Origin of the sequence: Paraburkholderia sp. 35.1, from assembly GCF_050436525.1 — a bacterium.
GTDB lineage: Bacteria > Pseudomonadota > Gammaproteobacteria > Burkholderiales > Burkholderiaceae > Paraburkholderia > Paraburkholderia tuberum.
Genome location: NZ_JBNDMJ010000003.1, coordinates 2,247,760 through 2,272,109 on the forward strand (window position 1 = coordinate 2,247,760; position 24,350 = coordinate 2,272,109).

Below are 24,350 nucleotides of genomic sequence, written 5' to 3' on the forward strand. Positions count from 1 at the left end.
GCTCTACAATCTTTTTTCTCCAGTCTGCGAGTGATCAATGGTTCCGCACCTAGTTACGGCGTTAAACGGCCCGCTGCTCGACCTCGAGCGGAAGATCCTCGACGCCACGCCCGCTATCGAACGCTGGTTCCGGCTCGAATGGCAGGAGCACACGCCACCGTTCTACTGTTCCGTCGATCTGCGTAACGCGGGCTTCAAGCTCGCGCCGGTCGACACCAATCTGTTTCCCGGCGCGTTCAACAATCTGTCGCAGGAAGTGCTGCCGCTCGCGGTGCAGGCCGCGATGGCCTCGATCGAAAAGATCTGCCCGGACGCGAAGAATCTGCTCGTTATTCCCGAGCGTCACACCCGCAACGCGTTCTACCTCGAAAACGTCGCCCGGCTTGCGTCGATCATGCGCCAGGCGGGTCTGAACGTACGCTTCGGCACGCTCGACGAAACCATCAACGGCCCGGTCACGATCGCGCTGTCGGACGGCCAGAAGCTGGTGCTCGAACCGCTCGAGCGCTCGCAGCGGCGCCTTGGTCTGAAGAACTTCGACCCGTGCTCGATCCTTCTGAACAACGATCTGTCCGGCGGTATTCCGCCCGTGCTCGAAAACCTGCACGAGCAGTACCTGCTGCCGCCGCTGCATGCGGGCTGGGCGGTGCGTCGCAAGTCGACGCATTTCTCGTGCTATGACGACGTCGCGAAGAAGTTCGCGAAGATGGTCGAGATCGATCCGTGGATGATCAATCCGTATTTCGCGCACGTCGAGGGCGTCGACTTCCAGCAGCGCACCGGCGAGGAAGCCCTTGCCGATGCGATCGACGGCGTGCTGAAGAAGATCGCGCGCAAGTATCGCGAGTACGGCATCTCCGAAAAACCGTATGTCGTGATCAAGTCCGATGCGGGCACCTACGGCATGGGCGTGATGACCGTGCACGACGCGTCGGAAGTCGCCGCGCTGACGAAGCGCGAACGCACGCGCATGGCCGCGACCAAAGACGGCCTCGAAGTGCACGACGTGATCGTGCAGGAAGGCGTCTACACGTTCGAGCGCATCGGCGAGGAAGTCGCCGAGCCGGTCGTCTACATGATTGACCGCTATGTGGTGGGCGGCTTCTATCGCGTGCACGGCAGCCGCGAGCGCGACCAGAACCTGAACGCGCCGGGCATGCACTTCGTGCCGCTCGGCTTCGAACACACGGCGCTGCCCGATGCGCACGCGAAGCCCGGCGCGGCGCCGCCGAACCGCTTCTATATGTATGGCGTCGTGGCGCGGCTCGGGTTGCTGGCCGCATCGGTCGAACTCGAAAAGACCGATCCTGAAGCGATCCAGGTCTAAGCCGCCTCGCGCGGCAGGATGGCGGCATGCGTGCCGCCATCGCCGTCTTCAAAGACTATATTGACGAACAATGTCATGCCCCTCAGGGCGCACCGGGACTTTCATGGACATTCTTTTCATCGCCGATCCGCTCGGCCATTTCAAGGTCTACAAAGACACGACCTACGCGATGATGGCCGAAGCGGCGCGGCGCGGTCACACGGTGTACACCTGCGGGCCGAAGCATCTGGCGTGGACGGGCGGCGATGTCGAGGCGAACGTGCAGCGCATTGCGATCGTCGGCGATACCACGGATCTGCATCGTGATGTCTGGTTTGCCGCCGATGCCGCCACGCCGCGCGCACTCGCGAGCTTCGGCGCGGTCGTGATGCGCAAGGACCCGCCGTTCGACATGGAATACGTGACGTCGACCTGGCTGCTCGAACTGGCCGAGCGTGGCGGCGCACGCATCTTCAACAAACCGCAGGCGATCCGCGATCATTCGGAGAAGCTCGCAATCGGCGAGTTCGCGCAGTTCGTCGCGCCGACGCTGGTCACTCGCGACCCGGCGCGTCTGCGCGCGTTCCACGAACAGCACGGCGACGTGATCCTGAAGCCGCTCGACGGCATGGGCGGCATGGGCGTATTCCGCGTGAAGGCGGACGGCATGAACCTCGGCTCGATCGTCGAAATGCTGAGCCACGACGGCGCGCGCTCGGTGATGGCGCAGAAATTCATCCCCGAGATCAAGGAAGGTGACAAGCGCATCCTGCTGATCGGCGGCGAAGCGGTGCCGTACTCGCTCGCGCGCATTCCTCAGGGTAATGAGGTGCGCGGCAATCTGGCGGCCGGCGGACTGGGCGTCGCGCGGCCGCTCAGCGAGCAGGATCGCAAGATCGCCGATACGCTCGCGCCGGTGCTGGCGGCGCGCGGCCTGCTGCTGGTCGGACTCGATGCGATCGGCGACTGGCTCACCGAAGTCAACGTCACGAGCCCGACGTGTTTCCGCGAGATCATGGACCAGACCGGCTTCGACGTCGCCGCGATGTTCGTCGACGCGCTGGAGCGCGCGGTCGGCTGACGCGTGGCGCTCGCGTGGCGCGCCGACGCAGCGGCCTTGATTGCCCGGCTGCACCCCCAATCTGTGTAGTAAATCCGCATCAGGCGTGGCGTCGGCATTGGCGCGAAAATGAGGCTGCTACAATGCCCGCTCGCCCGACGATGCATTCCCGCCCTCGCGACCCACGGCCGGTCCGGGGCGATGGCGAACCGGGCTCGAGTCCCGGTCCACGGTTTGGGGCCGTTCTTTTGCAGTAAGGCTGACATGGCAGGCATTCTGATCATTGCGCACGCTCCATTCGCCACCGCGTTGCGCGATTGCATTTCCCACATCTATGGCGGTTTGCCGGCGCGTATCGGCGTGATCGACGTGTCGCCGGATTGCGATCCTGCGCAGGTCGTCGCGTTCGCGAATTCGGAAGTCGTGCGGCTGAAGGAAGAGAACGGCGCGCTCGTGCTGACCGACATGTTCGGCGCGACGCCGGCCAACATCGCGGGCCGGCTCGCCACCGTGCCGGACGTGCGTGTGCTGTGCGGCGTCAATCTGCCGATGCTGGTGCGCGCGGTCTGCTATCGCGCGACGCCGCTCGACACGCTCGTCGACAAGGCGCTCGCCGGCGCGACCAAGGGCGTGCACGCGATCGGACCGGCGATGCCGACACCGGTCACGCCGTCAGCGTGCGCTGCCGAGTGCCTGCCGGCGCTGCCGCCTGACGCGGCGGCCGCCGACTGTGTTCCCGCTTTGCCGGCCGATGCCGATCTGACGCAAAAGACGGACGCGACCGGCCTGTAAGCCGGGCTGGTTCGCAGGCAAGCTTCGACGGATTCAAGCGGTTTCACAACGGTGCCGATCGCATTGAAGCCGCTTTGCAGTAACACTTTTCACCATTTCATTCACCCGCGCTTCGGACCATCACATGCTGCAACAGGAAACGACAATTGTGAACAAGCTGGGGCTGCACGCGCGCGCGTCGGCCAAGTTGACGCAACTCGCGGGCAACTACCAGGCGGAAATCTGGATGAGCCGCAATGGCCGTCGTATCAACGCGAAGAGCATCATGGGCGTGATGATGCTGGCCGCGGGCATCGGCAGTACCGTGCTGATCGAAACGGAAGGCACCGACGAACAGGACGCGATGGACGCGCTCTTGAAACTGATCGCCGATAAATTTGGCGAAGGTCAATAAAGCCGCGCGCTTTGCGTTCGACAAACCCGAAAATGCCGCGGCTCAGTCCGCGGTTTTTTTTCGGTGCGCCGACATCTGAATATCAGAAGAGGCGCGCTGTTAATCGACATTAAAGGGATCTAGAAGCGGCGCGAAAGCCATCGGGAAGAGTGCGTAAGACGACATGCGTTTTCAATGTTTAAACCATATGTTTTGCGCGACGTGTATAGAGCGAAGCTTCGCCGGGTACGAGGGCACCTCATTGCGATAATCCGTGCTGCGCTGCACACACCGCCGACACACTTCAAAAAGGCGCGGAATTTATAATGCCCAGTACAGTCTGAGAGCATTGCAGCGGTTTGCCGCGGCATTACACAACTAGAGGAGGTGCGCGTGTCATTCACGCTGCATGGAATTCCCGTGTCACGCGGTATCGCCATCGGGCGGGCCTATCTGATCGCCCCGGCAGCACTCGACGTAGACCACTATCTGATCGAACCGCCCCAGATCGAAGGGGAGGTCGGGCGTTTTCGCGCGGCTCAGCAACGCGTGCATGAAGAACTCAACGTATTGCGCGCCGATCTTGCCGCGGATGCCCCGAGCGAAATGGGCGCGTTCATCGACGTTCACACGATGATCCTGAACGACGTCATGCTCGTTCAGGAAACCATCGACCTGATCCGCACGCGCCGCTACAACGTGGAATGGGCGCTGACCGAACAGCTCGAAAGACTGTCGCGCCATTTCGACACTATCGAAGACGAATACCTGCGCGAGCGCAAGGCCGATATCGAGCAGGTCGTCGAGCGCGTGCTGAAGGCGCTCGCGGGCGCGCCGGGCATCGTCGGCAACGTGCATGGCGCGTGCGACGAGATGATCGTGGTCGCGCACGACATCGCGCCGGCCGACATGATGCAGTTCAAGACGCAGACGTTCCAGGGCTTCGTCACCGATCTGGGCGGGCGCACGTCGCACACCGCGATCGTCGCGCGCAGCCTCGGCATTCCGGCCGCGGTCGGCGTGCAGCATGCGAGCGCGCTGATCCGCCAGGACGATCTGATCATCGTCGATGGCGACCACGGCATCGTGATCGTCGATCCCGCGCCGATCGTGCTCGAGGAATACTCGTACCGGCAAAGCGAGAAGGAGCTCGAGCAGCGCAAGCTGCAACGGCTCAAGTTCTCGCCGACGCAAACGCTGTGCGGCACGCGCATCGAACTGTGCGCGAACATCGAGTTGCCGGACGACGCGCGCGCGGCGGTCGAATCGGGCGCGACCGGCGTGGGTCTGTTCCGCACCGAGTTTCTGTTCATGAATCACAAGCACCGGATGCCCGAAGAGGAGGCGCAGTTCAGCGCGTATCGTCGCGCGGTCGAACTGATGAACGGCTTGCCGGTCACGATCCGCACGATCGACGTCGGCGCCGACAAGCCGCTCGATTCGATGGGCGGCGACGGCTACGAGACCGCCGCGAATCCGGCGCTCGGTTTGCGCGCGATTCGCTGGAGCCTGTCCGAGCCGCAGATGTTCCTCACGCAGTTGCGCGCGATCCTGCGCGCGTCGGCGTTCGGCAGGGTGAAGATCCTGATCCCGATGCTCGCGCACGCGCAGGAAATCGACCAGACGCTCGATCTGATCCGCGAAGCGAAGCGTCAACTCGACGACGCGGGTATCGCTTACGATCCGAACGTGCAGGTGGGCGCGATGATCGAGATCCCGGCCGCCGCGATCGCGTTGCCGCTGTTTCTGAAGCGGCTCGATTTCCTGTCGATCGGCACCAACGATCTGATTCAGTACACGCTCGCGATCGATCGCGCGGACAACGCGGTCGCGCATCTGTACGACCCGCTGCATCCGGCCGTGCTGCATCTGATCGCGTTCACGCTGCGCGAGGCGAAGCGCGCGGGCGTGCCCGTGTCGGTGTGCGGTGAGATGGCGGGCGATCCGGCGTTGACGCGTCTGCTGCTCGGCATGGGTCTGACCGAGTTTTCGATGCATCCGAGCCAACTGCTCGAGGTCAAGCAGGAGGTGCTGCGCTCGCATCTGAAGACGCTCGAAAAGCCCGTTGCCGACGTGCTGGCTTCGTTCGAGCCGGAGGAGGTGCAAGCGGCGCTCAAGCGGGTCGCGCTGGTTTGAATCTGACGCGCATCGTCTTGCCTCGTTGAACGAAAAAACGCCGCACATGTGCGGCGTTCTGCTATTTCGGCGTCACGCGAACGGGCAGTGCGGAACCGCCTCAAGACCCGGGCGCGTGGCCGCACACCGGACAATCCGGCTGACGTCCGATGCGCATCGTGTTCCATTCCATCCGCAGCGAATCGAGCATCGTCAGGCGGCCCACGAGCGGCGTGCCGATTGCGCCGATCACCTTCAGCGCTTCGGCAGCCTGCATCGAACCGATGATGCCGACCGTCGGCGCGAACACGCCCATCGTCGAGCATGCGACTTCTTCGAACGGCTGGTCTTCGGGAAACACGCACGCGTAGCACGGCGACGCTTCATCGCGGAAATCGAAAGTGCTGATCTGGCCGTCGAAGCGCAGCGCCGCGCCCGACACGAGCGGCACGCGATGCTTGACGCACGCGCGGTTGATCGCGTGACGCGTCGCGAAGTTGTCGGTGCAATCGAGCACGACACTCGCGTGCGGTACCTCGCGGTCGAGCCACGCATCGTCGACGCGCTCGGCCACCGCGTTGACGACGACCTCGGGATTGATCCGCGCGAGCATGTCGCGCCCGGACTCGACCTTCCTACGTCCAACCGACGCGCTCACGTGCAGGATCTGTCGTTGTAGATTAGTCAGGTCGACGATATCGGCATCGACGAGCGTCAGACGGCCGACGCCCGCCGCCGCGAGATACAGCGCGGCTGGCGAACCGAGCCCGCCCGCGCCGACGATGATCGCGTGGGCGTCGATAAAACGCTGCTGCGCCTCGATGCCGATTTCATCGACGAGGATGTGGCGGGAGTAGCGAAGGAGTTGATCGTCATTCATGGCGGGGCGCGTGGGGTGTGTCGCTATGTCGCGTGTCGCGCAAGGAGAGGCAGGCCGAGGGGCCGCGGCGCGCATTCGTGGCTGTTATTTTAATCGCGCGGGGCGGGTGGCGGTTGCGGCTTGCCGTGATGCGCCACCGGTTAGGCGGCGGCTTTTGCTGAAACTGTTGCGGCGTGTCTTCGCAGACTATCGTGCTGCGAAGACACGCGCGGGGTTCGCTGCCTGTCGGTCAGCTTACTTGCCAGCGGGAGCCGGTGCCGAAGCCGGCGCCGGTCCCGATGCGCCCGGCACCGGTTGCGTCGGCTTCACCGCGACCGGCGCGGAGGCCGACGTGCCCGGCTTGTTCTGCGCGAGACGGCGCTCCATCAGCGACTTCGATTCCTGAACCGGCTTGCCTTCGAGCTTGTCGACCGCCTGTTGCAGCATGAAGTCGTCGGCCGAACCGAACTCGACCGGCTTGCGTTCGCGCTCCTTCTGGCGCTGTTCCGGCGTCTTCTTGTCGTTCTGCTCTTCGAGCTGACGCAGTTGCTCCATGCGCTCCTGCTCGCGCTGCTCCGCTTCCTTCTTCTCGTTCGGGTCCTGCGTGTTCGCGAGGTGATTCGAGTAGTCGACTTCGCGGGTCACGAGCGCGTCGTCCGGATCGCCGTCCGCGTACTGATCGACCGGAATGTCGGGGCGGATGCCCTTGTTCTGGATCGAACGGCCGCTCGGCGTGTAGTAATACGCGGTGGTGAGGCGCAGTGCGGTGTCGGCCGTCAGGGGGCGCACGGTTTGCACCGAACCCTTGCCGAACGTGGTCTTGCCGAGAATCAGCGCGCGGTGCTGATCCTGCAGCGCGCCCGCGACGATTTCCGACGCCGACGCCGAATACGCGTTGGTCAGCACGATCATGGGCACGGTCTTGAAGATGGCCGGGACGTCCTTGAGCGGATCGCTGTCGAACGATTGCAGACGGTAGTTATCGTAGGTGTCGCGATAGATCTGCTTCGAATCCGGAATCTGGCCGTTGGTCGACACCACCACCGAATTCGGCGGCAGGAACGCGCCCGCGACGCCGACCGCGCTTTGCAGCAGACCGCCGCCGTTGTTGCGCAGGTCGAGGATGAGGCCCTTCAGGTTCGGCTCCTGGCGCGCGAGATCCTGCAGCTTGGCCGCGAGGTCAGGCGTGGTGCGTTCCTGGAAGCTCGTGATGCGCACGTACGCGAAGCCCGGCGCGACGATCTTGCCCTTCACCGACTGCACCTTGATGATCGCGCGCGTGACGGTGAGCGGGAACGTGCGGTCGTCGGTCTTGCGGAAGATGGTCAGCGTGACCTTGGTGCCCGGATCGCCGCGCATCTGCTTGACCGCCTGGTCGAGCGTCATGCCGCGCACGGGCTTGTCGTTAATGCGCGTGATCAGGTCGCCCGGACGGATGCCGGCGCGGAACGCGGGCGTGTCTTCGATTGGCGAAATTACCTTGATCAGGCCGTCTTCCGACGAAATTTCGATGCCGAGGCCCGCGAAGCGGCCCTTGGTCTGCTCCTGCAGCTCTTCGTAGTCGGTCTTGTCGAGGTACGACGAGTGCGGGTCGAGGCTGGACACCATGCCCTTGATCGCGGCGGTGAGCAGCTTCTTGTCGTCGACCGGTTCAACGTATTCGTGCTTGATCTGCCCGAACACTTCGGCGAAAAGCCTGAGCTGGTCTAGCGGCAGCGGGGCGACCGCAGCGCTAGCGGGTTGCTGGGCCGAGGCGGAGTATTGCAGGGTGGCAAAGACACCGGTAGCAAGGCCCGCGGCAATCAGGCCGAAATTTTTCAGGTTCTTTCGCATAGAGTCTGTTGCGGTCGGAAGCGCGTGGCAGCGTATATAAAGATTGGACGGACAAGTATAACTGCACACCCGCCTGCTCAGGGCGCGGTGCAGGCAATCGTGGTTCGACAGTACGGGAAGGTCCTGGTTCTTGCGACCCGAGCCGCGGATGGCGAGCCGTACGACATGGCACTCGGCGGGTCGGAACTGAGAGTTGCCGCGCAAGGCCAGCGGATGCGCTCGCCGCTACGGTGAAGCCTGCAGCGGGCCTCTGAATCTGCCCGCCGGGCGCAATACAGAATTTCTTGTCGGCCCGGTTGTCTGCGTGCGGCTCCGCGCGTTTTCGTGGCGTGGGCCGCGCCCGGAAATGCCGGATCAGCCCGCCTTGCCCTGGCTCGCGACCGCGGCTTGCGCCTTGGCGATCGCGTCCTGGTCGCCGAGATAGTAGTGCTTGATCGGCTTCAGGTTCTCGTCGAGTTCATAGACGAGCGGCACGCCGTTCGGGATGTTGAGGCCGACGATGTCGTTGTCCGAGATGTTGTCGAGATACTTGACCAGCGCGCGGATCGAGTTGCCGTGCGCGGCGATCAGGATGCTGCGCCCCGACTTGATGGCCGGCGCAATCGACTCGTTCCACAGCGGCAACACGCGCGCGACCGTGTCTTTCAGGCACTCGGTCAGCGGCAGTTGCTCGCGCGGCACCCTGGCATAGCGCGGATCGGTGTACGGCGCGCGCTCGTCGGTGGGCTCGAGCGCGGGCGGCGGCGTGTCGTAGCTGCGGCGCCAGACCAGCACCTGCTCGTCGCCGAACTTCGCGGCGGTTTCGGCCTTGTTCAGACCCGACAGCGCGCCGTAGTGGCGTTCGTTCAGGCGCCACGAATGCACGACGGGCAGGTACATCAGATCCATCTGGTCCTGCACATGCCACAGCGTGCGGATCGCGCGCTTGAGCACCGACGTGTAGGCGATGTCGAACGTATAGCCCGATTCCCTGAGCAGCCCGCCCGCCTGCTGCGCCTCGAGGTTGCCCTGCTCGGTGAGGTCGACGTCGACCCAGCCGGTGAAGCGGTTTTCCTTGTTCCAAGTCGATTCGCCGTGGCGGATGAGAACGAGTTTGTACATGAGAGTTGCCGGTCGGTAGTGAGGAAGCGGTCTCGCTCTGTGCGGCGCCTCGGGCGGCGCATCGCCATCGCGTCGAACGGTTATTTTATAATGCTCGGGTTGACCTTTTCGATTTCTCTCTTTCCGGCGGATCTTCCGTGAAGTTTTTCACCGAATACACAAACCTTGTCCTGATCGCAATCGTCCTTATCTCTGGTGGGTTGCTGCTGTGGCCGACCATCAGTCGGCGTGGACGTGGCGGCCTGTCGGCCGCTGAAGCCACCCAACTGATCAACCGGCGCAACGCGGCGGTCATCGATCTGCGGCCGTCCGCCGATTACGCCAAGGGGCACCTGCCCTTGGCACGGCATTTCGAATTCGCAGAGTTGCAGGCGAAAGTCACGCAACTCGCGAAGAACAAGAGCAACCCGGTGCTGCTGGTGTGCCAGACCGGCCAGCAGTCGAACAAGGCCGCGCGTATCGTGCAGGAAGCGGGATACGCGGAAGTCCATGTTCTCGAGGGCGGCGTCGACGCCTGGCAGAAAGCCGGTATGCCGGTTGTGAAACAAGGAGCAGCCAAGTGAACAAAGTGATCATGTACAGCACCCAGGTGTGCCCGTATTGCCAGATGGCCGAACGTCTTTTAAAGTCGCGCGGCGTCGAGCACGTTGAGAAAGTACTGATCGACAAGGACCCGGGCCGTCGTGAGGAGATGATGACCCGGACCGGTCGTCGCACGGTGCCGCAGGTGTTCATCGGCGAGACGCATGTGGGCGGCTATGATGACCTTTCCGCGCTCGATCGCGCGGGCGGTCTGACGCCGCTGCTCGAAGCAGCCTGAGTTCGCGCGTTTCGCGCAGCGCGAACGGGCGGACCACTCGATAAGCCGGCGCACGCGCTCCTCGTGGAGCCGGCGAGCCGGCGCAATAATCTGGCGGCCCATGCGTGCATCGGCCGCCGCCACGCACACCTATCAGGAATCACCATCATGTCCGACGAGAATAACCAGCCGTTCTTCAACATCCAGCGCATCTATCTGAAGGACATGTCGCTCGAGCAGCCGAATTCGCCGGGTATCTTCCTCGAGCAGGAAATGCCGTCGGTCGAAGTCGAAGTCGACGTGAAGGCCGAGCGCCTCGCCGAATCCGTGTTCGAAATTCTCGTGACGGGCACGGTCACGGCCAAGGTGTCGGACAAGGTCGCGTTCCTGATCGAAGCGAAACAGGCCGGCATTTTTGACATTCGCAACATTCCTGCCGAGCAGATCGATCCGCTCGTCGGCATTGCCTGCCCGACCATCCTGTTCCCGTACCTGCGCTCGAACATCGCCGATGCGATCACCCGCGCCGGCTTCCCGCCGATCCACCTCGCCGAGATCAACTTCCAGGCGCTGTACGAGCAGCGTCTCGCCCAGATGAGCGCGGCCCAGCAGGACGGCGCGGCGCAAAAAGGCGTCACGCATTAAGGCGCCGCGCGCAGTGCCGGCTATGAAAGTCGCCGTTCTCGGCGCTGGCGCCTGGGGCACCGCCCTCGCCGGCCATCTGGCCTTAAGGCACCACACGGTGTTGTGGGCGCGCGAGTCCGCGCTCATCGCCGAGCTTTCCACTTCGCATGAAAACGCCCGCTATCTGGCGGGCGTCGCGTTGCCGCCCGCGCTTCGCTTTGAAGCGGATCTCGGCGTGGCGCTCGATCACGCGCTCGACGACGATGCGCTGTGCGTGGTCGCGACGCCCGTGGCTGGCCTGCGCGGCCTGTTGCGCGCGATGCGCGATGCGGGCAAGGTGCCCGCGCATATCGTGTGGCTGTGCAAGGGGTTCGAAGCGGATTCGCAGTTGTTGCCGCATCAGGCGGTCGCGGCGGAATTGCCCGAGCATGCGAGCAACGGCGTGTTGTCCGGACCGAGCTTCGCGCGCGAAGTCGGGCAGGGGCTGCCGGTTGCGTTGACGATCGCGAGCCCGTCGGCGGCATGCCGCGAACGCACGGTCGCGGCGTTCCATCACGGCGCGATGCGCATCTATACCGGCGACGACGTCGTCGGCGTCGAAGTGGGCGGCGCGGTGAAAAACGTGCTCGCCATCGCCACGGGCATCGCCGATGGCCTCGGCCTCGGCCTCAATGCACGCGCGGCGCTGATCACCCGCGGCCTCGCCGAAATGTCGCGCCTTGGCGTGACGCTCGGTGGGCGCGCGGAAACCTTTACCGGGTTGACCGGCCTCGGTGATCTGATTCTGACTGCTACCGGCGATCTGTCGCGCAACCGCACCGTGGGCCTGCAACTCGCCACGGGCCGCACGCTCGACGACATCCTCGGCGGTCTCGGTCACGTGGCCGAAGGCGTGCGCTGCGCGCGGGCGGTACTCTCGATCGCACGTGCTCATGCAATCGAAATGCCGATCACGCAGGCGGTCTGCGCGGTGCTGTTCGACGGCGTGGCGCCGCGCGATGCGGTTAGCGCGCTCCTGCGGCGCGATTCGAAGGCGGAATAAAGCCTTTTCTATCAGCCGTTTAGCGGAAATTAGCGTTGAACGGCTGCCTCGCCCGGTTGTCCACTTCGGGTTGTCCACTTCGTGAGCGAGACTCGGGTCAGCGAGGTTCCCATGCCCACCTTCAATCTCGGTCCTGGCGCGTGCACGCTCGAAGCGCGCGTGGTCGATATCACGACGCTCGCCGTCGATGCGATCGTCAATGCCGCGAATACTTCGCTGCGCGGTGGCGGCGGTGTGGATGGCGCGATACATCGCGCGGCCGGCAAGGAGTTGCTGCGCGAATGCGAAACGCTCGGCGGCTGCGCGACCGGCGACGCCAAAATCACCGCCGGCTATCGTCTGCCCGCGAAGCATGTTATTCACGCGGTCGGTCCAGTGTGGCGTGGCGGCGCGCATGGCGAAGCCGACCTGCTCGCATCGTGCTATCAGCGCTCACTCGAAGTCGCGCGCGAAACTCAGTGCACGAGCATCGCGTTTCCAGCGATCAGCTGCGGTATCTACCGTTTCCCCGCCGACGATGCGGTCAGCATCGCGGTCGCGACCGTACTCGACACATTGCCGCGCACACCACACATGAAGCACGTGACGTTCGCGTGCTTCGACGACGCGATGTTCGCACGCTACGAGGCCGAGCTCGAACGCCGTCAGGCGCCGCCTTCGAAGCCGGCCTGACGCCACGCTTCGAACACCACGATCGCCACCGTATTCGACAGATTCAGACTGCGATTGCCGGGACGCATCGGCAGACGCACGCGCTGTTCGTTCGCAAAGCGCTCGAGCACCGTGCCGGGCAGGCCGCGCGTTTCGGCGCCGAACACGAACCAGTCGCCCGGTTGAAACGCGTGGTCGTGAAAGCGCCCCGAGCCGCGCGTCGTGAAGGCGAACATGCGCGACGCGTCGGGCGTTTCTTTCGCGATGAACGCGTCCCAACCGGCATGCACGTTCATTTCCGCGTACTCGTGATAATCGAGGCCGGCGCGCCGCATCTTGGTGTCGTCGAGAGGGAAGCCGAGCGGCTCGATCAGGTGCAGCCGGGCGCCGGTGTTCGCGCACAGGCGAATCACGTTGCCGGTGTTGGGCGGAATTTCGGGTTCTACGAGAACGACGTTGAACATAAGAAGACCACGTAAAAGCTAGTTTTTCGGAGTGCGCAGCGCGACGAAGTTCGTAACCCGCCGCGCGCCGGCGGCCTTCAGCGTATGCGCGAGCGCTTCGAGCGTCGCGCCGCTCGTCATCACATCGTCGACGATGCCGACGTGCAGGCCGCGCACCGGGCGCGCGACGCGAAACGCTCGGCCGACGTTCTGCCGGCGCGCATCGAGATCGAGGCGCGATTGCGGCGCGGTGTCGAGCGTTCGTTCGAGCAGCGTGGGGTCGCCGCGCACGCCGAGCGCCCGGGAGAGCGGCCGCGCGATCTGCCAGGCCTGGTTGTAGCCGCGCTCGACCAGACGGCGACCGGCGAGCGGCACTGGCGCGATCACGTCGGGCCGCTCGGCCGCGTCGTGCCAATCGGCTTCAGCGAGCCGCGCGAGGCGTTGCGCGAAGTCTCGCGCGAGCATCAGCCGGGCGCGGAACTTCAGGCCGACCGCGAGCGTATCGAGCGGCGCGCGATAGTCGGCGAGCGCGAAGCTCGCGTCGAACGGCGGCGGCTCGGCCACGCAATCCGCGCAGCGATACCGCGCCTGAGCGACCCGGCGTGACGCCGGCAACGGCACCGCGCAAACGGTGCAGCGCAGCCGGCTCTCGTTCCAGTAGGCCGCGTCGCAACCGTCGCACAACGTCTTATGCGACAAATTGCCGCACAACGCGCACAGGTTCGGCAGCGCGGCGTTCAAGGCCCGCGGCCATGCCGAATGCAGACCGCGCGCAAAACGCGCCACCTGATTTCGACACGACGAAGAAAATGACTGGAATCGCACAAGTGAGCGCCGGTGAAAGCCGTTCTCGCTGAATGGAGGGGAACGACCGAGTATACTTCGAGCTCACGCCAGCACGACACACATGTCCCCAACATCCGCTCAATCTGGCCGTCCGGCCTACGATTCACGGCGCCTCAGGCGTATTTTCGACCGTCGCGCTGCCACCTTCGACGAGGTTGCGTTCCTGCCGCGAGAGATTGCGCAGCGCATGCGCGAGCGTCTCGATTACATCAAGGTGGCGCCCTCGAGCGTGCTCGACGCCGGTTGCGGCGCGGGCGAAGACCTCCCCGCATTGCGCCAACGCTTTCCCGAGGCGCCGGTGTTCGGCGCTGATCTGTCGCACGGCATGCTCCGCCGCGCGCTGCGTCACGATGCCGGCGACACCAGTTGGCGGCGCTTTCTTCCCGCCTCGCTCGGCAAGGCGCTCGGTGCGCGTGGCCCGCGCTTCGCGCAAACCGATTTCTCCGCGCTGCCGTTCACGTCCGGCGCATTCGAATTCATCTGGTCCAACCTCGCGCTGCACTGGCACTCGCGGCCCGATCTGGTCTTTCCCGAATGGCAGCGCGTGCTGAAGGTCAACGGCCTGCTAATGTTCAGCACGCTCGGCCCCGATACGCTGAAGGAGTTGCGCGGTGCCTACGCCGAGATCGAGGCCGCGCACGGCGTCGCGTCTCGCAAGCATGTGATCGACTTCGTCGACATGCACGACCTCGGCGACATGCTCGTCGAGGCGGGCTTCGAGATTCCGGTGATGGACCAGGAGACGCTGACGATCACCTATAAGTCGCCCGAGTCGCTGCTCGCGGACGTGCGTCGCTGGGGCGCGTACCCGTTCGAGCGCGATGCGCATGACGGCGTGCTCACGCGTCGGTTGCACAAAGCCCTGCTCGCCGCGCTCGAAGCGCGCCGGCGCGCCGACGGCACGATCGCGCTGACCTTCGAGGTGATCTACGGCCACGCATGGAAAGCCGTGCCGCGCACCACGGCGGAAGGACATGGCATCGTGCGGCTCGAGGACATCGGACGAGGTCCGGGCAAGCGTGGGTAGCAGATTGCGGTGCTGTCATCAACTGCTTGCCGACGGTGCGGTTGACGTGTTGCAAAAGCGGTAAAGAGGACATCCGTTATGCCTGGGATTTGCCCTTCAAAAGAGCCGCAAAATGCTGGGCAAAATGGCGCGAAGGCTTGTCGCGCCTGGCTTGTGGGCCGATTGGGGCTTGCTTGTCGATGCTATGGATCACGCCTATAATGCGTCAGTTTGTCACCCGAAGTTCCCACATTTGGGGTGGCAAGCCGCGAGGCGCGGGGCTGCAAAATGAAGTGATGCGGTAGGGGTTGGCGCGCTCGCGAGTGATGCTGGAAACAGTGACTCGAACGGCGGCCGCGAGATGCATCCGGAAGTAAAAGAAGGCAGGCCGGACTCGACGATTCGCAGGAGGCAGCGATGGGCGCATCAGATCATCTGCTGGCGGATTCAGAACCGGTCCTCAGGGACTGGACCATGAAGCGCAACTGTTCGATATCGCCGCGGCAGTTCGTCTGTCTGTACGTGTCGCTTGCGTTGTTTTCGTTGGCAATTGCATTCATGCTGGTTCTGGTCGGCGCCTGGCTGGTGTTGCCGTTCACCGGAATCGAATTGCTGGCCGTAGGTATCGCGTTTGCAATATATGCGCGTCATGCTGTCGATTACGAGCGCATCCGGTTGTTTCCGAACCGGCTCGTGATCGAGCAGGTCAGCGCCGAGCAGATTACGCAATTCGAATTCAATCCGCGCTGGGTGCGGATAGAGCCGGGCGCAACGCCGCGCGATCAGATCAAGCTGGTCTCGCGCGGGCAGACGATCATGATCGGGCAACACCTCGCGCAGAATCGGCGCGCGCAGTTCGCAGGCGAACTACGTATGTGGCTGGCACGTTGTTAGGTGGTGCCGGACGCGCGGCGTTCAAGGGGGCGCGACACGCTGCCAGCGGGGTCGAGGGGTTTGAATGGAAAATTTGGGTAAGGAAGCTATGAAAACAATCAAGCGAGCGCTCATGAGCGTGCTGGCGACGAGCGGACTGCTTTTCGCCGGTGCCGCCCTGGCAGTGGGCGATGCTCCGGGCGGCCCTGCCGTCAACGCGATCAATCTCCAGCCGCCTGCAACGAGAATCGCTGAGGAGCTGTTCAGCCTCCACATGTTCATGCTGGGACTGTGCACCGTGATCTTCATCGGTGTGTTCGGCGTGATGTTCTATTCGATCTTCGCGCACCGCAAATCGAAAGGCCACAACGCAGCCAATTTCCACGAAAGCACCACCGTCGAAATCATCTGGACAATCGTGCCGTTCGTCATCGTCGTGCTGATGGCGCTGCCCGCCACCAAGGCCGTCGTCGCGATGAAGGACACCTCGAACGCCGACCTCACGATCAAGGTCACCGGCTACCAGTGGAAGTGGGGCTACGACTACGTGAAGGGTCCCGGCGAGGGCATCGGCTTCCTGTCCACGCTCGCCACGCCGCGCGCGCAAACCGATGGCCGCGAGCCGATCTCCACGCTGTATCTGCAGGAAGTCGACAACCCGCTCGTGGTGCCGGTCGACAAGAAAATCCGCATCATCACCACCGCGAACGACGTGGTCCACTCCTGGTACGTGCCGGCCTTCGGCGTGAAGCAGGACGCGATTCCCGGCTTCGTGCGCGACACGTGGTTCAAGGCCAACCGCACCGGTACGTTCCGCGGCTTCTGTACCGAACTGTGCGGCAAGGAACACGCGTTCATGCCGGTCGTCGTCGAGGTGCTGTCGGCCGACGACTACGCGAAGTGGGTCGACGAGGAGAAGAAGAAAATGGCCGCCGGCCAGGACGATCCGAACAAGACCTACACGATGGCCGAGCTGATGGAACGCGGCGGCAAGGTCTACGCGGCGAACTGCGCGGTCTGCCACCAGCCGACCGGCAAGGGCGCGGGCGCATTCCCGGCGCTCGACGGCAGCAAGATCGCCAACGGTCCGATCGGGCAGCACGTGAGCCTCGTGTTGAAGGGCAAGAACGCGATGCCTTCGTGGGCGCCGACGCTGGACGACGTCGAAATCGCCGCGGTGATCACGTACGAACGTAACTCGTGGGGCAACCATACGGGCGACATCCTGCAGCCGAAGCAGGTCGCCGACGCGCGCAACGGCAAGCTGCCGGAAGGCGGCGATCATCTGGCCAACGCCGGTGCTGCCGCGAGCGGCGCCGTTGCGGCATCGGGCGCGCAAGCAGCGTCGGGCGCAGAAGCGGCGTCCGCACCGGCCGCATCGGGCAACGAGGCTGGCGCGGCGGCTTCGAACAGCGCAGAGGCCGCGCTGCCGGCGAGCATCTACTTCGAGACCGGCAAGAGCACGCTGCCGGCCGACGCGAAAGCGGCGGTCGACGCGGCCGCGGCCTACGCGAAGGCGCATCCGGACGCGAAATTCACGCTGTCGGGCTTCACCGACGCAACCGGCTCCGCCGACGTCAACGCGAAGCTCGCGAAGAGTCGTGCCGAAGCCGTTCGCGACGCGCTGAAAGCAGCCGGCATTGCCGACGATCATATTATTTTGAAGAAGCCGGAAACGATCACCGGCGGCACCGACGCGAAGGAAGCCCGGCGCGTTCAGATCAGCCCGGCAGCCTGACGTGTTCATGGTCAGCACCGCAGAATTCGCTTTAGGAGATTGTCATGTCTAGCATCGGACACGATGTAGTCGCGGGCCACGAGCACGTGCACGGCGACCATGCCCACGAAACGCCGCACGGCTGGCGTCGTTGGCTGTTCGCAACCAACCACAAGGACATCGGTACGCTGTATCTGATCTTCTCGTTCACCATGTTCCTGTCCGGGGGCGTGATGGCGCTGATGATCCGTGCCGAGCTGTTCGAGCCGGGTCTGCAGATCATGCGTCCCGAGTTCTTCAACCAGTTGACCACCATGCACGGGCTGATCATGGTGTTCGGCGCGATCATGCCGGCGTTCGTCGGCTTCGCGAACTGGATGGTGCCGCTGCAGATCGGCGCATCGGACATGGCTTTCGCGCGGATGAACAACTTCAGCTTCTGGCTGCTGCCGGTCGCCGCTGTGCTGCTGGTCGGCTCGTTCTTCGCACCGGGCGGCGCGACCGCCGCGGGCTGGACGCTGTACACGCCGCTCTCCACGCAGATGGGCCCGGGCATGGACTTCGCGATTTTCGCGCTCCACCTGATGGGTGCGTCGTCGATCATGGGCGGTATCAACATCGTCGTGACGATCCTGAACTTGCGCGCACCCGGCCTCACGCTGATGAAGATGCCGATGTTCGTCTGGACCTGGCTGATCACCGCGTACCTGCTGATCGCCGTGATGCCAGTTCTGGCGGGCGCGATCACGATGGTGCTGTTCGACCGTCACTTCGGCACGTCGTTCTTCAATGCGGCAGGCGGCGGCGACCCGGTCATGTACCAGCACATCTTCTGGTTCTTCGGGCACCCCGAGGTGTACATCATGATCTTGCCTGCGTTCGGGATCGTCTCGCAGGTGATCCCGGCGTTCTCGCGCAAGCCGCTGTTCGGCTATAGCTCGATGGTGTACGCAACGGCATCGATCGCGATCCTGTCGTTCATGGTGTGGGCGCACCACATGTTCGCGACCGGCATGCCGGTCACGGGCCAGCTGTTCTTCATGTACGCGACGATGCTGATCGCGGTGCCGACCGGCGTGAAGGTGTTTAACTGGGTCGCGACGATGTGGCGCGGTTCGCTGTCGTTCGAAACGCCGATGCTGTTCGCGGTCGGCTTCCTGATCGTGTTCACGTTCGGTGGCCTGTCGGGTCTGATGCTCGCCATGGCGCCGCTCGACATCCAGTATCACGGCACTTATTTCGTGGTCGCGCACTTCCACTACGTGCTGGTGGCGGGGTCGCTGTTCGCGCTGTTCGCCGGCTGGTACTACTGGTCGCCGAAGTGGACCGGCTGGATGTACAACGAAACGCGCGGCAAGATCCACTTCTGGGCGTCGATGTTCTTCTTCAACCTCGCGTTCCTGCCGATGCACTTCGTCGGTCTCGCGGGCATGCCGCGTCGTTACGCCGATTACCCGGCGCAGTTCACCGACTGGAACCAGGTGATCTCGATCGGTGCGTTCGGCTTTGGTCTGTCACAGGTGTACTTCCTGTTCGCGGTGGCTCTGCCGGCCTACCGTGGCGGTGGCGAGCTCGTAGAAGCGGGCGACAAGCCGTGGGACGGCGCAACGGGCCTCGAGTGGACCGTACCGAGCCCGGCTCCGTTCCACACGTTCGAGCATCCGCCGACCGTCGAGTAAGCCTATCCCGGCGAGGTGCCGGGTTCCGGCGGCGCGACATGCCGCCACCGGACTCGGGCGCTTCGCGCGGCGGCCTCGCCAGTCAAGAACCGTACTCAGAAAGTCGAGCATGACGCGCAATCCACAGGAAAGACGTACGCCGGAGCAGATTCGCGCGAGCAACAGGCGGATAGGGTTGGTGATGTTCGCGATCGCCGCGGTGTTTTTCGCGAGCGCGATTCTGAAGCAGTGCTGGTTCAGCTAACGCCGCCTTCGCAGTCCGTATGCAGGTTTGTTGAGGATTCAGATGTCGACTCAACCGCCGGCCGAGGCCGACCGCTCTTTCAACCGTTCGATGCTGATCAAGCTGTTCGTCGTCGCGTTGATGATGTTCGGTTTCGGTTTCGCGCTGGTGCCGATGTATCGCGCGATCTGCCAGATCACCGGCGTGAACAACCTCGTGCGGCGCGACGTTTCAGCGCGCGAGGCGAAGAATACGCAGGTCGACATGAGCCGCACGATTTCGATCGAATTCGATGCGAACGCGCGGGGCCTGTTGGGTTTCAAGCCGGAGCAGCGCAGTCTCGACGTGCATCCGGGCGAAGTAACGACGGTCATGTACGACGTCAGCAACGAGCAGTCGCGCACGATCCGTGCGCAGGCCATTCCGAGCTACGCGCCGAAGCAGGCGACCGGGTACTTCAGGAAGATCGAGTGTTTCTGCTTCACGCAGCAGACGTTGAACGCGAACGAGACGAAGCGGATGCCGGTGGTGTTCGTCGTCGACCCGAAGTTGCCGAAGGACGTGAAGACGATCACGCTGTCGTACACGTTTTTCGAGTTGAACACGCCGGCGGCGGCTAGCGCGGATGATGCGGCGCCGAAGGCGAATGCAGTGAACGATGCAGTGACCAGCGCGGCAGCCATTCCCGCGAAGCCGGCCTGAAGCAGATTTGACGGCGCGAGCCGCGGACGAACGAAGGAAGACGAAGCGACATGAACGATAACGGCGGCAGTCCGCGCAAGAGCAGTTTCGGTCAATCGTTGCGCGCGGTGTTCTGGTCGTTTTTCGGCGTGCGCAAGCGCCGCGATCTCGAGGCGGACGCGACGCAACTGAACCCGCTGCATGTGATCGTGGCGGCGCTGATCGGCGCGGCGGTTCTGATCGGGGTGCTGATTCTGGTCGTGCGCCTCGTGGTCGGTTGAGGCAGTAGCAGGGCACAGCACAGCAGAGAAGAGCCCACGAATTAGAGAGAAGCGGTGCGGTATCGACGCGCCGCCGAAGATACAGCCGGAGATTCCGGAACAACTGGACTGAAGTGGAGAATCAAGAATGAGCGGTCAAAACGAGAGCCCGTACTATTTCGTACCGCATCCGTCGCGGCATCCGATCAGCGCCGCTACGGGGTTGCTGGTCATGCTCGGATCGCTTGCGGCCTGGATCAACGACCATACCTGGGCGCCGCTTGGCGTGCTCATCGGTCTGCTGTGGCTGCTCTTTACGCTGTGGCATTGGTTCGGCGACGCGATCGCCGAGTCGGAAGGCGGCATGTACGGCAAGAACGTCGACCGGTCGTACCGCTGGAGCATGAGCTGGTTCATATTCTCCGAAGTGATGTTCTTCGGCGCATTCTTCGGCGCGCTGTTCTATGCCCGCGAAATCGCGCTGCATCAACTCGGCAGCCTCGACTACAAACTGATCTGGCCCGATTTCACGGCGGTGTGGCCAAACAACGGCCCGGCCGAACTCGTGGGCACCTTCAAGTCGATGCAGCCGTGGCCGGTGCCGACCATCAACACGGCGCTGCTGCTGTCGTCGGGTGCGACGCTGACGGTGTCGCACCACGCGCTGCGCGACAACCATCGCAAGAAGGCGATTGCGTGGCTCGCGGCGACAATCGTGCTGGGCGCGAGCTTCCTGTTCCTGCAGGGCTTCGAATACTTCCACGCGTACAACGAGCTGAACCTGACGCTGGCTTCGGGCATCTACGGTTCGACGTTCTTCCTGCTGACTGGCTTCCACGGCTTTCACGTGTTCCTCGGCGGCACGATGCTCTCCGTTGTGCTGGTGCGCCTGATTCGCGGCCACTTCACGCCGGAACATCACTTCGCGTTCGAAGGCGCGGCCTGGTACTGGCACTTCGTCGACGTCGTGTGGCTCGGGCTGTACGTCGTCGTGTACTGGCTGTAATGCGGCCAGATCCGTGCGCGCAACGCCGTTCAGGCGGCGCGCACGAGCAGTATGGAAGGCTGAATGCAGCGCCGCCCTCGACCTCTCAGGGCGGCGTTTTGTTTGGCGGCGAGGAAAATTTGCCGCTGACGGGGATGCGGCGGCGAGCTATCCGCGAGCGTCAGCGCCCGTACGGAATCCCGGTCGACTGAATCCAGCCCATCCAGTGTGCGAACAGGATGAACAGGAACAGCGAGATCGACAGGCCCACCCGCGTGGCGAGTGACCAGACCATCCGCTTGGTCTTGCCTTTGTCGTGCATCATGAAATACAGCGCCGACGCCATGCTGGCGATGATGAGAGCAAAGGCGATGGGAACGATAATGTGCATGGAACCAACTGAAACCGGAAAGCGCAGTGGCAAGACATTCATTATCGCACCGCGAGCGGGCGCCTGCCGCAGGTTCCCGGCGGCCCTGAGCGCGATGCCGGAGCGCCCGCAATGAAGTTTCGCCTGATTCCCGCGCTGCTGATCCTGCTGGTCGTCGTCGTGACGATGCGGCTCGGTTTCTGGCAGCGCGATCGCGCGCATCAGAAGGAAGCGCTCGAGGCGCGCATCACGCAGTTCGAGAACGCGCCCGCGTTGCCGGTCAGCGCGGTGCCGCTCGCGCTGAAGGACGTCGAGTTTCATCGCGTGAAAGCGCGCGGCAGTTTCGTCACGGACAAGGTTGTGTACCTCGATAATCGTCCGTATAACGATCAGCCGGGCTTTTACGTCGTGATGCCTTTTAAACTCGCCGACGGCGGTTACGTGCTCGTCAATCGCGGCTGGCTGCCGCGCAACCTGAGCAATCGCGAGACCATCGCGCCGTACACGACGCCGCCGGGCGAGGTCGAGATCGAAGGGATTGCGCGTGCCGACGCGTCGCGCGCGTTCGAGCTCGGCGAGGGCGGATCGGCCGCGCATCGCCTGATCCGGCAGAATCTCGATGTCGGCTCGTACGCCGCGGAGACCGGGCTGCCGCTGCAATCGTTCGTGATCCAGCAGACCGGCGATGCCGGCGACGGCCTGGTGCGCGACTGGCCCGCACCGACCACCGGCGTCGAGCGCAACTACGGCTACATGCTGCAGTGGTGGGGCATGGCCGCCGCCGCGCTCGCCTTCGGTCTGTATGCGGCGCGCCGCGCGGGCAAAAAAGAGCACGCGCCGGGCGCGTGAGGAACGCAAGGCACGGCTCGCCGCCGTCCAAACATTGAAAGAGGTTCTGTAGTGTCGACTCAAACTCCCCGTTCGCCGGAAGCTGGCAAATCCAGCGGCAAACCCGCCGCGGCCAAAGCGATGCCCGGCCAACCGAACGGCCCGGGCTCGTGGCGGCGCGGCCGCTGGGTGCTGCTGCTGCTCGCGGTGATCTGCGCGGCGCCGATCGCGATCTCGTACTTCATGTACTTCGTCGTGAAGCCGACCGGCGGCAGCACGAACTACGGCGCGCTGATCGAGCCGCAACGGCCGATCCCGGACTCGCTCATGGTCACCGGCGCGGACGGCAAGCCGCTGAAGCTCGCCTCGCTGCATGGCCGCTGGCTCATGATCTCGGTGGACAACAGCGCGTGCGACCAAGCCTGCGTGACGAAGCTCTACTTCATGCGACAAATCCGCGCAGCTCAGGGGCCGGAACGCGAGCGCGTCATGGAAGTGTGGCTGCGCACCGATGCAGACAAGGTCGCGGACGTGATACAAACCGCCTACCCCAACACCGACATGCTGATCGCCGATCCGGCGCAGGTCGCCGCGTGGCTGCCTGCCGACACCGGCACGCGGATCACCGACCACATCTACCTGGTCGATCCGAACGGCAATCTGATGATGCGTTTTCCGAAAGACGCGAACCCGAGCAAGATCAAAGGCGACCTGACCAAGCTGCTCAAATGGTCGACCATCGGCTGACGCTCCAACCTGGGTAAATGAGATGTTCGTATTGCAACTGGGCCTGATCGGCTTGTGTATCGCGTTGCTGCCGCTGTCCTACGTGTGGGTCAAGGCCGACGACAACAAATTCCGCAAGCTGGTCTGGCTCACCACCTTCCTGACGCTCGATCTCGTGATGTTCGGCGGCTTCACGCGCCTCACCGATTCGGGCCTCGGCTGCCCGGATTGGCCCGGCTGCTACGGCACGTCGTCGCCGTTCATCGCGCACGCGGCGATCTCCGCGGCCTATCAGGCGATGCCGAGCGGCCCCGTCAGCATGACGAAGGCGTGGATCGAAATGATCCATCGCTACTTCGCGATGGCGATCGGCGTGCTGATCATCGCGCAGACGATCATTGCCTGGACGGCGCGTATCAAGCGTCGTCCGCTGCATGTGTCGCCGTGGTGGCCGACTTCGCTGCTGCTGCTGATCGTCGTGCAGGGCGTGTTCGGCGCGTGGACCGTGACCATGAGGCTGCAGCCGATCATCGTGACCACGCATCTGCTGCTCGGCCTGGCGCTGCTCGGCACGCTCGGCTGGCTCGCGGCGCGCTTGACGCCGCTGCCGGCCTGCGAACCCGAGGCCGCGCGCTGGCGCGTGGCCGCGCTCGCGGGTCTCGCGCTGCTGGTACTGCAAATCGCGCTCGGTGGCTGGGTCAGCACGAACTACGCGGTGCTCGCGTGCACCGACTTCCCGACCTGCAACGGCCAATGGATTCCGCCGATGGACTTCGCGCACGGCTTCCACCTGTGGCGCGCGCTCGGCATGACCGGCGACGGCGACATGATTACGCAGGATGCGCTGGTCGCGATTCACTGGACGCATCGCACGTTCGCGTTCGCTGTGATCGCCTATCTGGTGTGGTTCGCGTTGAAGATGCGCCGCTTCGAGTCACTGCGGCGACCCGCCAACGGCGTGCTGCTGGTGGTGCTGATCCAGTTCGTCACCGGCTTGTCGAATATCGTGCTGCAATGGCCGTTACCGATTGCGGTCGCCCATAACGGCGGGGCCGCGATCCTGCTGCTGCTGCTCGTTATGTTAAACTTTCGGATCGCTTATAGCCGTCCCGGCCGCGCCGCGCTCCCTGCGCGCGAAGCCGCGCCAGCGTGACTCAC

Annotated in this window: 27 protein-coding genes; 21 read left to right on the forward strand and 6 right to left on the reverse strand. The window is 64.0% G+C overall.

Annotated features, from left to right (window positions below):
- Positions 1-37: 37 nt before the first annotated feature.
- The 5 genes from gshA (at position 38) to ptsP (ending at position 5,667) form a co-directional block, all read left to right on the forward strand.
- Positions 38-1,327, forward strand: coding sequence for a glutamate--cysteine ligase (gene gshA / locus OKW27_RS30505; protein WP_090802854.1), 1,290 nt, complete (start codon positions 38-40; stop codon positions 1,325-1,327).
- 103 nt (positions 1,328-1,430) lie between these two features.
- On the forward strand, positions 1,431-2,387 hold the full coding sequence (gene gshB, locus OKW27_RS30510) for a glutathione synthase (RefSeq protein ID WP_429335687.1): 957 nt from the start codon (positions 1,431-1,433) through the stop codon (positions 2,385-2,387).
- A 243-nt stretch (positions 2,388-2,630) separates the two neighbouring features.
- On the forward strand, positions 2,631-3,158 hold the full coding sequence (locus OKW27_RS30515; protein ID WP_090802858.1) for a PTS sugar transporter subunit IIA: 528 nt from the start codon (positions 2,631-2,633) through the stop codon (positions 3,156-3,158).
- Positions 3,159-3,282: 124 nt separating this feature from the next.
- Complete coding sequence (locus tag OKW27_RS30520; protein WP_018419292.1) at positions 3,283-3,552, forward strand: HPr family phosphocarrier protein; 270 nt, start codon at positions 3,283-3,285, stop codon at positions 3,550-3,552.
- Between the two features lie 372 nt (positions 3,553-3,924).
- Positions 3,925-5,667, forward strand: a complete 1,743-nt coding sequence (gene ptsP, locus OKW27_RS30525; RefSeq protein WP_090805570.1) for a phosphoenolpyruvate--protein phosphotransferase — start codon at positions 3,925-3,927, stop codon at positions 5,665-5,667.
- Between the two features lie 100 nt (positions 5,668-5,767).
- On the opposite strand, the gene OKW27_RS30530 is transcribed toward ptsP, so the two are convergent.
- The 3 genes from OKW27_RS30530 to gpmA form a co-directional block, all read right to left on the reverse strand.
- Positions 5,768-6,526: a HesA/MoeB/ThiF family protein gene (locus tag OKW27_RS30530; RefSeq protein WP_090802861.1), complete on the reverse strand. Its 759-nt coding sequence runs from the start codon at positions 6,524-6,526 to the stop codon at positions 5,768-5,770.
- A gap of 234 nt (positions 6,527-6,760) precedes the next feature.
- The gene (locus tag OKW27_RS30535; RefSeq protein ID WP_090802863.1) at positions 6,761-8,338 is read right to left on the reverse strand and encodes a S41 family peptidase; all 1,578 of its coding nucleotides are present in this window, start codon (positions 8,336-8,338) and stop codon (positions 6,761-6,763) included.
- A 354-nt stretch (positions 8,339-8,692) separates the two neighbouring features.
- Positions 8,693-9,439: a 2,3-diphosphoglycerate-dependent phosphoglycerate mutase gene (gene gpmA / locus OKW27_RS30540; protein WP_429335688.1), complete on the reverse strand. Its 747-nt coding sequence runs from the start codon at positions 9,437-9,439 to the stop codon at positions 8,693-8,695.
- A 137-nt stretch (positions 9,440-9,576) separates the two neighbouring features.
- On the opposite strand from gpmA, the gene OKW27_RS30545 reads away from it, so the two are divergent.
- From OKW27_RS30545 to OKW27_RS30565, 5 genes are all read left to right on the forward strand, one after another.
- A complete protein-coding gene (locus OKW27_RS30545) occupies positions 9,577-10,002 on the forward strand; it encodes a rhodanese-like domain-containing protein (RefSeq protein WP_090802869.1) in 426 nt (141 codons plus the stop codon).
- The gene (gene grxC, locus OKW27_RS30550; RefSeq protein WP_090802871.1) at positions 9,999-10,259 is read left to right on the forward strand and encodes a glutaredoxin 3; all 261 of its coding nucleotides are present in this window, start codon (positions 9,999-10,001) and stop codon (positions 10,257-10,259) included. Before OKW27_RS30545 ends, grxC begins: the two co-directional genes overlap by 4 nt.
- 147 nt (positions 10,260-10,406) lie before the next feature.
- A complete protein-coding gene (gene secB / locus OKW27_RS30555) occupies positions 10,407-10,883 on the forward strand; it encodes a protein-export chaperone SecB (protein WP_018419299.1) in 477 nt (158 codons plus the stop codon).
- A 22-nt stretch (positions 10,884-10,905) separates the two neighbouring features.
- On the forward strand, positions 10,906-11,904 hold the full coding sequence (locus tag OKW27_RS30560; RefSeq protein ID WP_090802873.1) for an NAD(P)H-dependent glycerol-3-phosphate dehydrogenase: 999 nt from the start codon (positions 10,906-10,908) through the stop codon (positions 11,902-11,904).
- A gap of 111 nt (positions 11,905-12,015) precedes the next feature.
- Positions 12,016-12,576, forward strand: coding sequence for an O-acetyl-ADP-ribose deacetylase (locus tag OKW27_RS30565; protein WP_429335689.1), 561 nt, complete (start codon positions 12,016-12,018; stop codon positions 12,574-12,576).
- Here the strand turns inward: OKW27_RS30565 and trmL are convergent.
- Positions 12,549-13,019 (reverse strand): tRNA (uridine(34)/cytosine(34)/5-carboxymethylaminomethyluridine(34)-2'-O)-methyltransferase TrmL, encoded by a 471-nt coding sequence (gene trmL / locus OKW27_RS30570; protein WP_184026590.1) that lies wholly within the window; start codon positions 13,017-13,019, stop codon positions 12,549-12,551. The two genes, OKW27_RS30565 and trmL, sit on opposite strands and share 28 nt — an antisense overlap.
- An 18-nt stretch (positions 13,020-13,037) precedes the next feature.
- A complete protein-coding gene (locus OKW27_RS30575; RefSeq protein ID WP_429335690.1) occupies positions 13,038-13,784 on the reverse strand; it encodes a phosphoribosyltransferase family protein in 747 nt (248 codons plus the stop codon).
- 121 nt (positions 13,785-13,905) lie between these two features.
- On the opposite strand from OKW27_RS30575, the gene OKW27_RS30580 reads away from it, so the two are divergent.
- The 8 genes from OKW27_RS30580 (at position 13,906) to OKW27_RS30615 (ending at position 21,289) form a co-directional block, all read left to right on the forward strand.
- Complete coding sequence (locus tag OKW27_RS30580; RefSeq protein WP_429335691.1) at positions 13,906-14,871, forward strand: methyltransferase domain-containing protein; 966 nt, start codon at positions 13,906-13,908, stop codon at positions 14,869-14,871.
- Positions 14,872-15,267: 396 nt separating this feature from the next.
- On the forward strand, positions 15,268-15,744 hold the full coding sequence (locus OKW27_RS30585) for a DUF2244 domain-containing protein (protein WP_184026596.1): 477 nt from the start codon (positions 15,268-15,270) through the stop codon (positions 15,742-15,744).
- A 64-nt stretch (positions 15,745-15,808) separates the two neighbouring features.
- On the forward strand, positions 15,809-17,461 hold the full coding sequence (coxB, locus tag OKW27_RS30590) for a cytochrome c oxidase subunit II (protein WP_090802883.1): 1,653 nt from the start codon (positions 15,809-15,811) through the stop codon (positions 17,459-17,461).
- A 44-nt stretch (positions 17,462-17,505) separates the two neighbouring features.
- Positions 17,506-19,119, forward strand: a complete 1,614-nt coding sequence (ctaD, locus tag OKW27_RS30595; protein ID WP_090802884.1) for a cytochrome c oxidase subunit I — start codon at positions 17,506-17,508, stop codon at positions 19,117-19,119.
- Between the two features lie 109 nt (positions 19,120-19,228).
- Positions 19,229-19,363 carry a cytochrome oxidase small assembly protein gene (locus OKW27_RS30600; protein WP_090802886.1) on the forward strand — a complete coding sequence of 45 codons (135 nt, stop codon included), beginning with the start codon at positions 19,229-19,231 and terminating at the stop codon, positions 19,361-19,363.
- A 42-nt stretch (positions 19,364-19,405) separates the two neighbouring features.
- Positions 19,406-20,044 carry a cytochrome c oxidase assembly protein gene (locus tag OKW27_RS30605; RefSeq protein WP_429335692.1) on the forward strand — a complete coding sequence of 213 codons (639 nt, stop codon included), beginning with the start codon at positions 19,406-19,408 and terminating at the stop codon, positions 20,042-20,044.
- A gap of 50 nt (positions 20,045-20,094) precedes the next feature.
- A complete protein-coding gene (locus OKW27_RS30610; protein ID WP_090802890.1) occupies positions 20,095-20,304 on the forward strand; it encodes a DUF2970 domain-containing protein in 210 nt (69 codons plus the stop codon).
- 127 nt (positions 20,305-20,431) lie between these two features.
- Complete coding sequence (locus tag OKW27_RS30615; protein ID WP_429335693.1) at positions 20,432-21,289, forward strand: cytochrome c oxidase subunit 3; 858 nt, start codon at positions 20,432-20,434, stop codon at positions 21,287-21,289.
- Positions 21,290-21,449: 160 nt separating this feature from the next.
- Here OKW27_RS30615 and OKW27_RS30620 read toward each other — a convergent pair whose 3' ends face one another.
- The gene (locus tag OKW27_RS30620; RefSeq protein ID WP_074300894.1) at positions 21,450-21,659 is read right to left on the reverse strand and encodes a twin transmembrane helix small protein; all 210 of its coding nucleotides are present in this window, start codon (positions 21,657-21,659) and stop codon (positions 21,450-21,452) included.
- A gap of 111 nt (positions 21,660-21,770) precedes the next feature.
- Here OKW27_RS30620 and OKW27_RS30625 point away from each other — a divergent pair, with 111 nt between their 5' ends.
- The 3 genes from OKW27_RS30625 to OKW27_RS30635 are packed head-to-tail and all read left to right on the forward strand — an operon-like array spanning position 21,771 to position 24,345.
- Positions 21,771-22,487, forward strand: a complete 717-nt coding sequence (locus tag OKW27_RS30625; protein WP_429335694.1) for an SURF1 family protein — start codon at positions 21,771-21,773, stop codon at positions 22,485-22,487.
- A gap of 51 nt (positions 22,488-22,538) precedes the next feature.
- On the forward strand, positions 22,539-23,213 hold the full coding sequence (locus OKW27_RS30630; protein ID WP_184066991.1) for an SCO family protein: 675 nt from the start codon (positions 22,539-22,541) through the stop codon (positions 23,211-23,213).
- Between the two features lie 22 nt (positions 23,214-23,235).
- A complete protein-coding gene (locus tag OKW27_RS30635; protein WP_429335695.1) occupies positions 23,236-24,345 on the forward strand; it encodes a COX15/CtaA family protein in 1,110 nt (369 codons plus the stop codon).
- Positions 24,346-24,350: the final 5 nt, after the last annotated feature.

Excerpts from the sequence above, each read along its gene's own strand:
- trmL (WP_184026590.1), bottom strand. The coding sequence starts at position 13,019 with ATGTTCAACGTCGTTCTCGTAGAACCCGAAATTCCGCCCAACACCGGC.
- OKW27_RS30515 (WP_090802858.1), top strand. The coding sequence starts at position 2,631 with ATGGCAGGCATTCTGATCATTGCGCACGCTCCATTCGCCACCGCGTTG.
- OKW27_RS30535 (WP_090802863.1), bottom strand. The coding sequence starts at position 8,338 with ATGCGAAAGAACCTGAAAAATTTCGGCCTGATTGCCGCGGGCCTTGCT.
- OKW27_RS30625 (WP_429335694.1), top strand. The coding sequence starts at position 21,771 with ATGAAGTTTCGCCTGATTCCCGCGCTGCTGATCCTGCTGGTCGTCGTC.
- secB (WP_018419299.1), top strand. The coding sequence starts at position 10,407 with ATGTCCGACGAGAATAACCAGCCGTTCTTCAACATCCAGCGCATCTAT.
- OKW27_RS30560 (WP_090802873.1), top strand. The coding sequence starts at position 10,906 with ATGAAAGTCGCCGTTCTCGGCGCTGGCGCCTGGGGCACCGCCCTCGCC.
- OKW27_RS30615 (WP_429335693.1), top strand. The coding sequence starts at position 20,432 with ATGAGCGGTCAAAACGAGAGCCCGTACTATTTCGTACCGCATCCGTCG.
- OKW27_RS30530 (WP_090802861.1), bottom strand. The coding sequence starts at position 6,526 with ATGAATGACGATCAACTCCTTCGCTACTCCCGCCACATCCTCGTCGAT.
- OKW27_RS30585 (WP_184026596.1), top strand. The coding sequence starts at position 15,268 with ATGGGCGCATCAGATCATCTGCTGGCGGATTCAGAACCGGTCCTCAGG.
- gshA (WP_090802854.1), top strand. The coding sequence starts at position 38 with ATGGTTCCGCACCTAGTTACGGCGTTAAACGGCCCGCTGCTCGACCTC.
- OKW27_RS30620 (WP_074300894.1), bottom strand. The coding sequence starts at position 21,659 with ATGCACATTATCGTTCCCATCGCCTTTGCTCTCATCATCGCCAGCATG.
- OKW27_RS30565 (WP_429335689.1), top strand. The coding sequence starts at position 12,016 with ATGCCCACCTTCAATCTCGGTCCTGGCGCGTGCACGCTCGAAGCGCGC.
- OKW27_RS30635 (WP_429335695.1), top strand. The coding sequence starts at position 23,236 with ATGTTCGTATTGCAACTGGGCCTGATCGGCTTGTGTATCGCGTTGCTG.
- OKW27_RS30580 (WP_429335691.1), top strand. The coding sequence starts at position 13,906 with ATGTCCCCAACATCCGCTCAATCTGGCCGTCCGGCCTACGATTCACGG.
- coxB (WP_090802883.1), top strand. The coding sequence starts at position 15,809 with ATGGAAAATTTGGGTAAGGAAGCTATGAAAACAATCAAGCGAGCGCTC.
- OKW27_RS30520 (WP_018419292.1), top strand. The coding sequence starts at position 3,283 with ATGCTGCAACAGGAAACGACAATTGTGAACAAGCTGGGGCTGCACGCG.
- OKW27_RS30600 (WP_090802886.1), top strand. The coding sequence starts at position 19,229 with ATGACGCGCAATCCACAGGAAAGACGTACGCCGGAGCAGATTCGCGCG.
- gpmA (WP_429335688.1), bottom strand. The coding sequence starts at position 9,439 with ATGTACAAACTCGTTCTCATCCGCCACGGCGAATCGACTTGGAACAAG.
- ctaD (WP_090802884.1), top strand. The coding sequence starts at position 17,506 with ATGTCTAGCATCGGACACGATGTAGTCGCGGGCCACGAGCACGTGCAC.
- gshB (WP_429335687.1), top strand. The coding sequence starts at position 1,431 with ATGGACATTCTTTTCATCGCCGATCCGCTCGGCCATTTCAAGGTCTAC.
- OKW27_RS30605 (WP_429335692.1), top strand. The coding sequence starts at position 19,406 with ATGTCGACTCAACCGCCGGCCGAGGCCGACCGCTCTTTCAACCGTTCG.
- OKW27_RS30610 (WP_090802890.1), top strand. The coding sequence starts at position 20,095 with ATGAACGATAACGGCGGCAGTCCGCGCAAGAGCAGTTTCGGTCAATCG.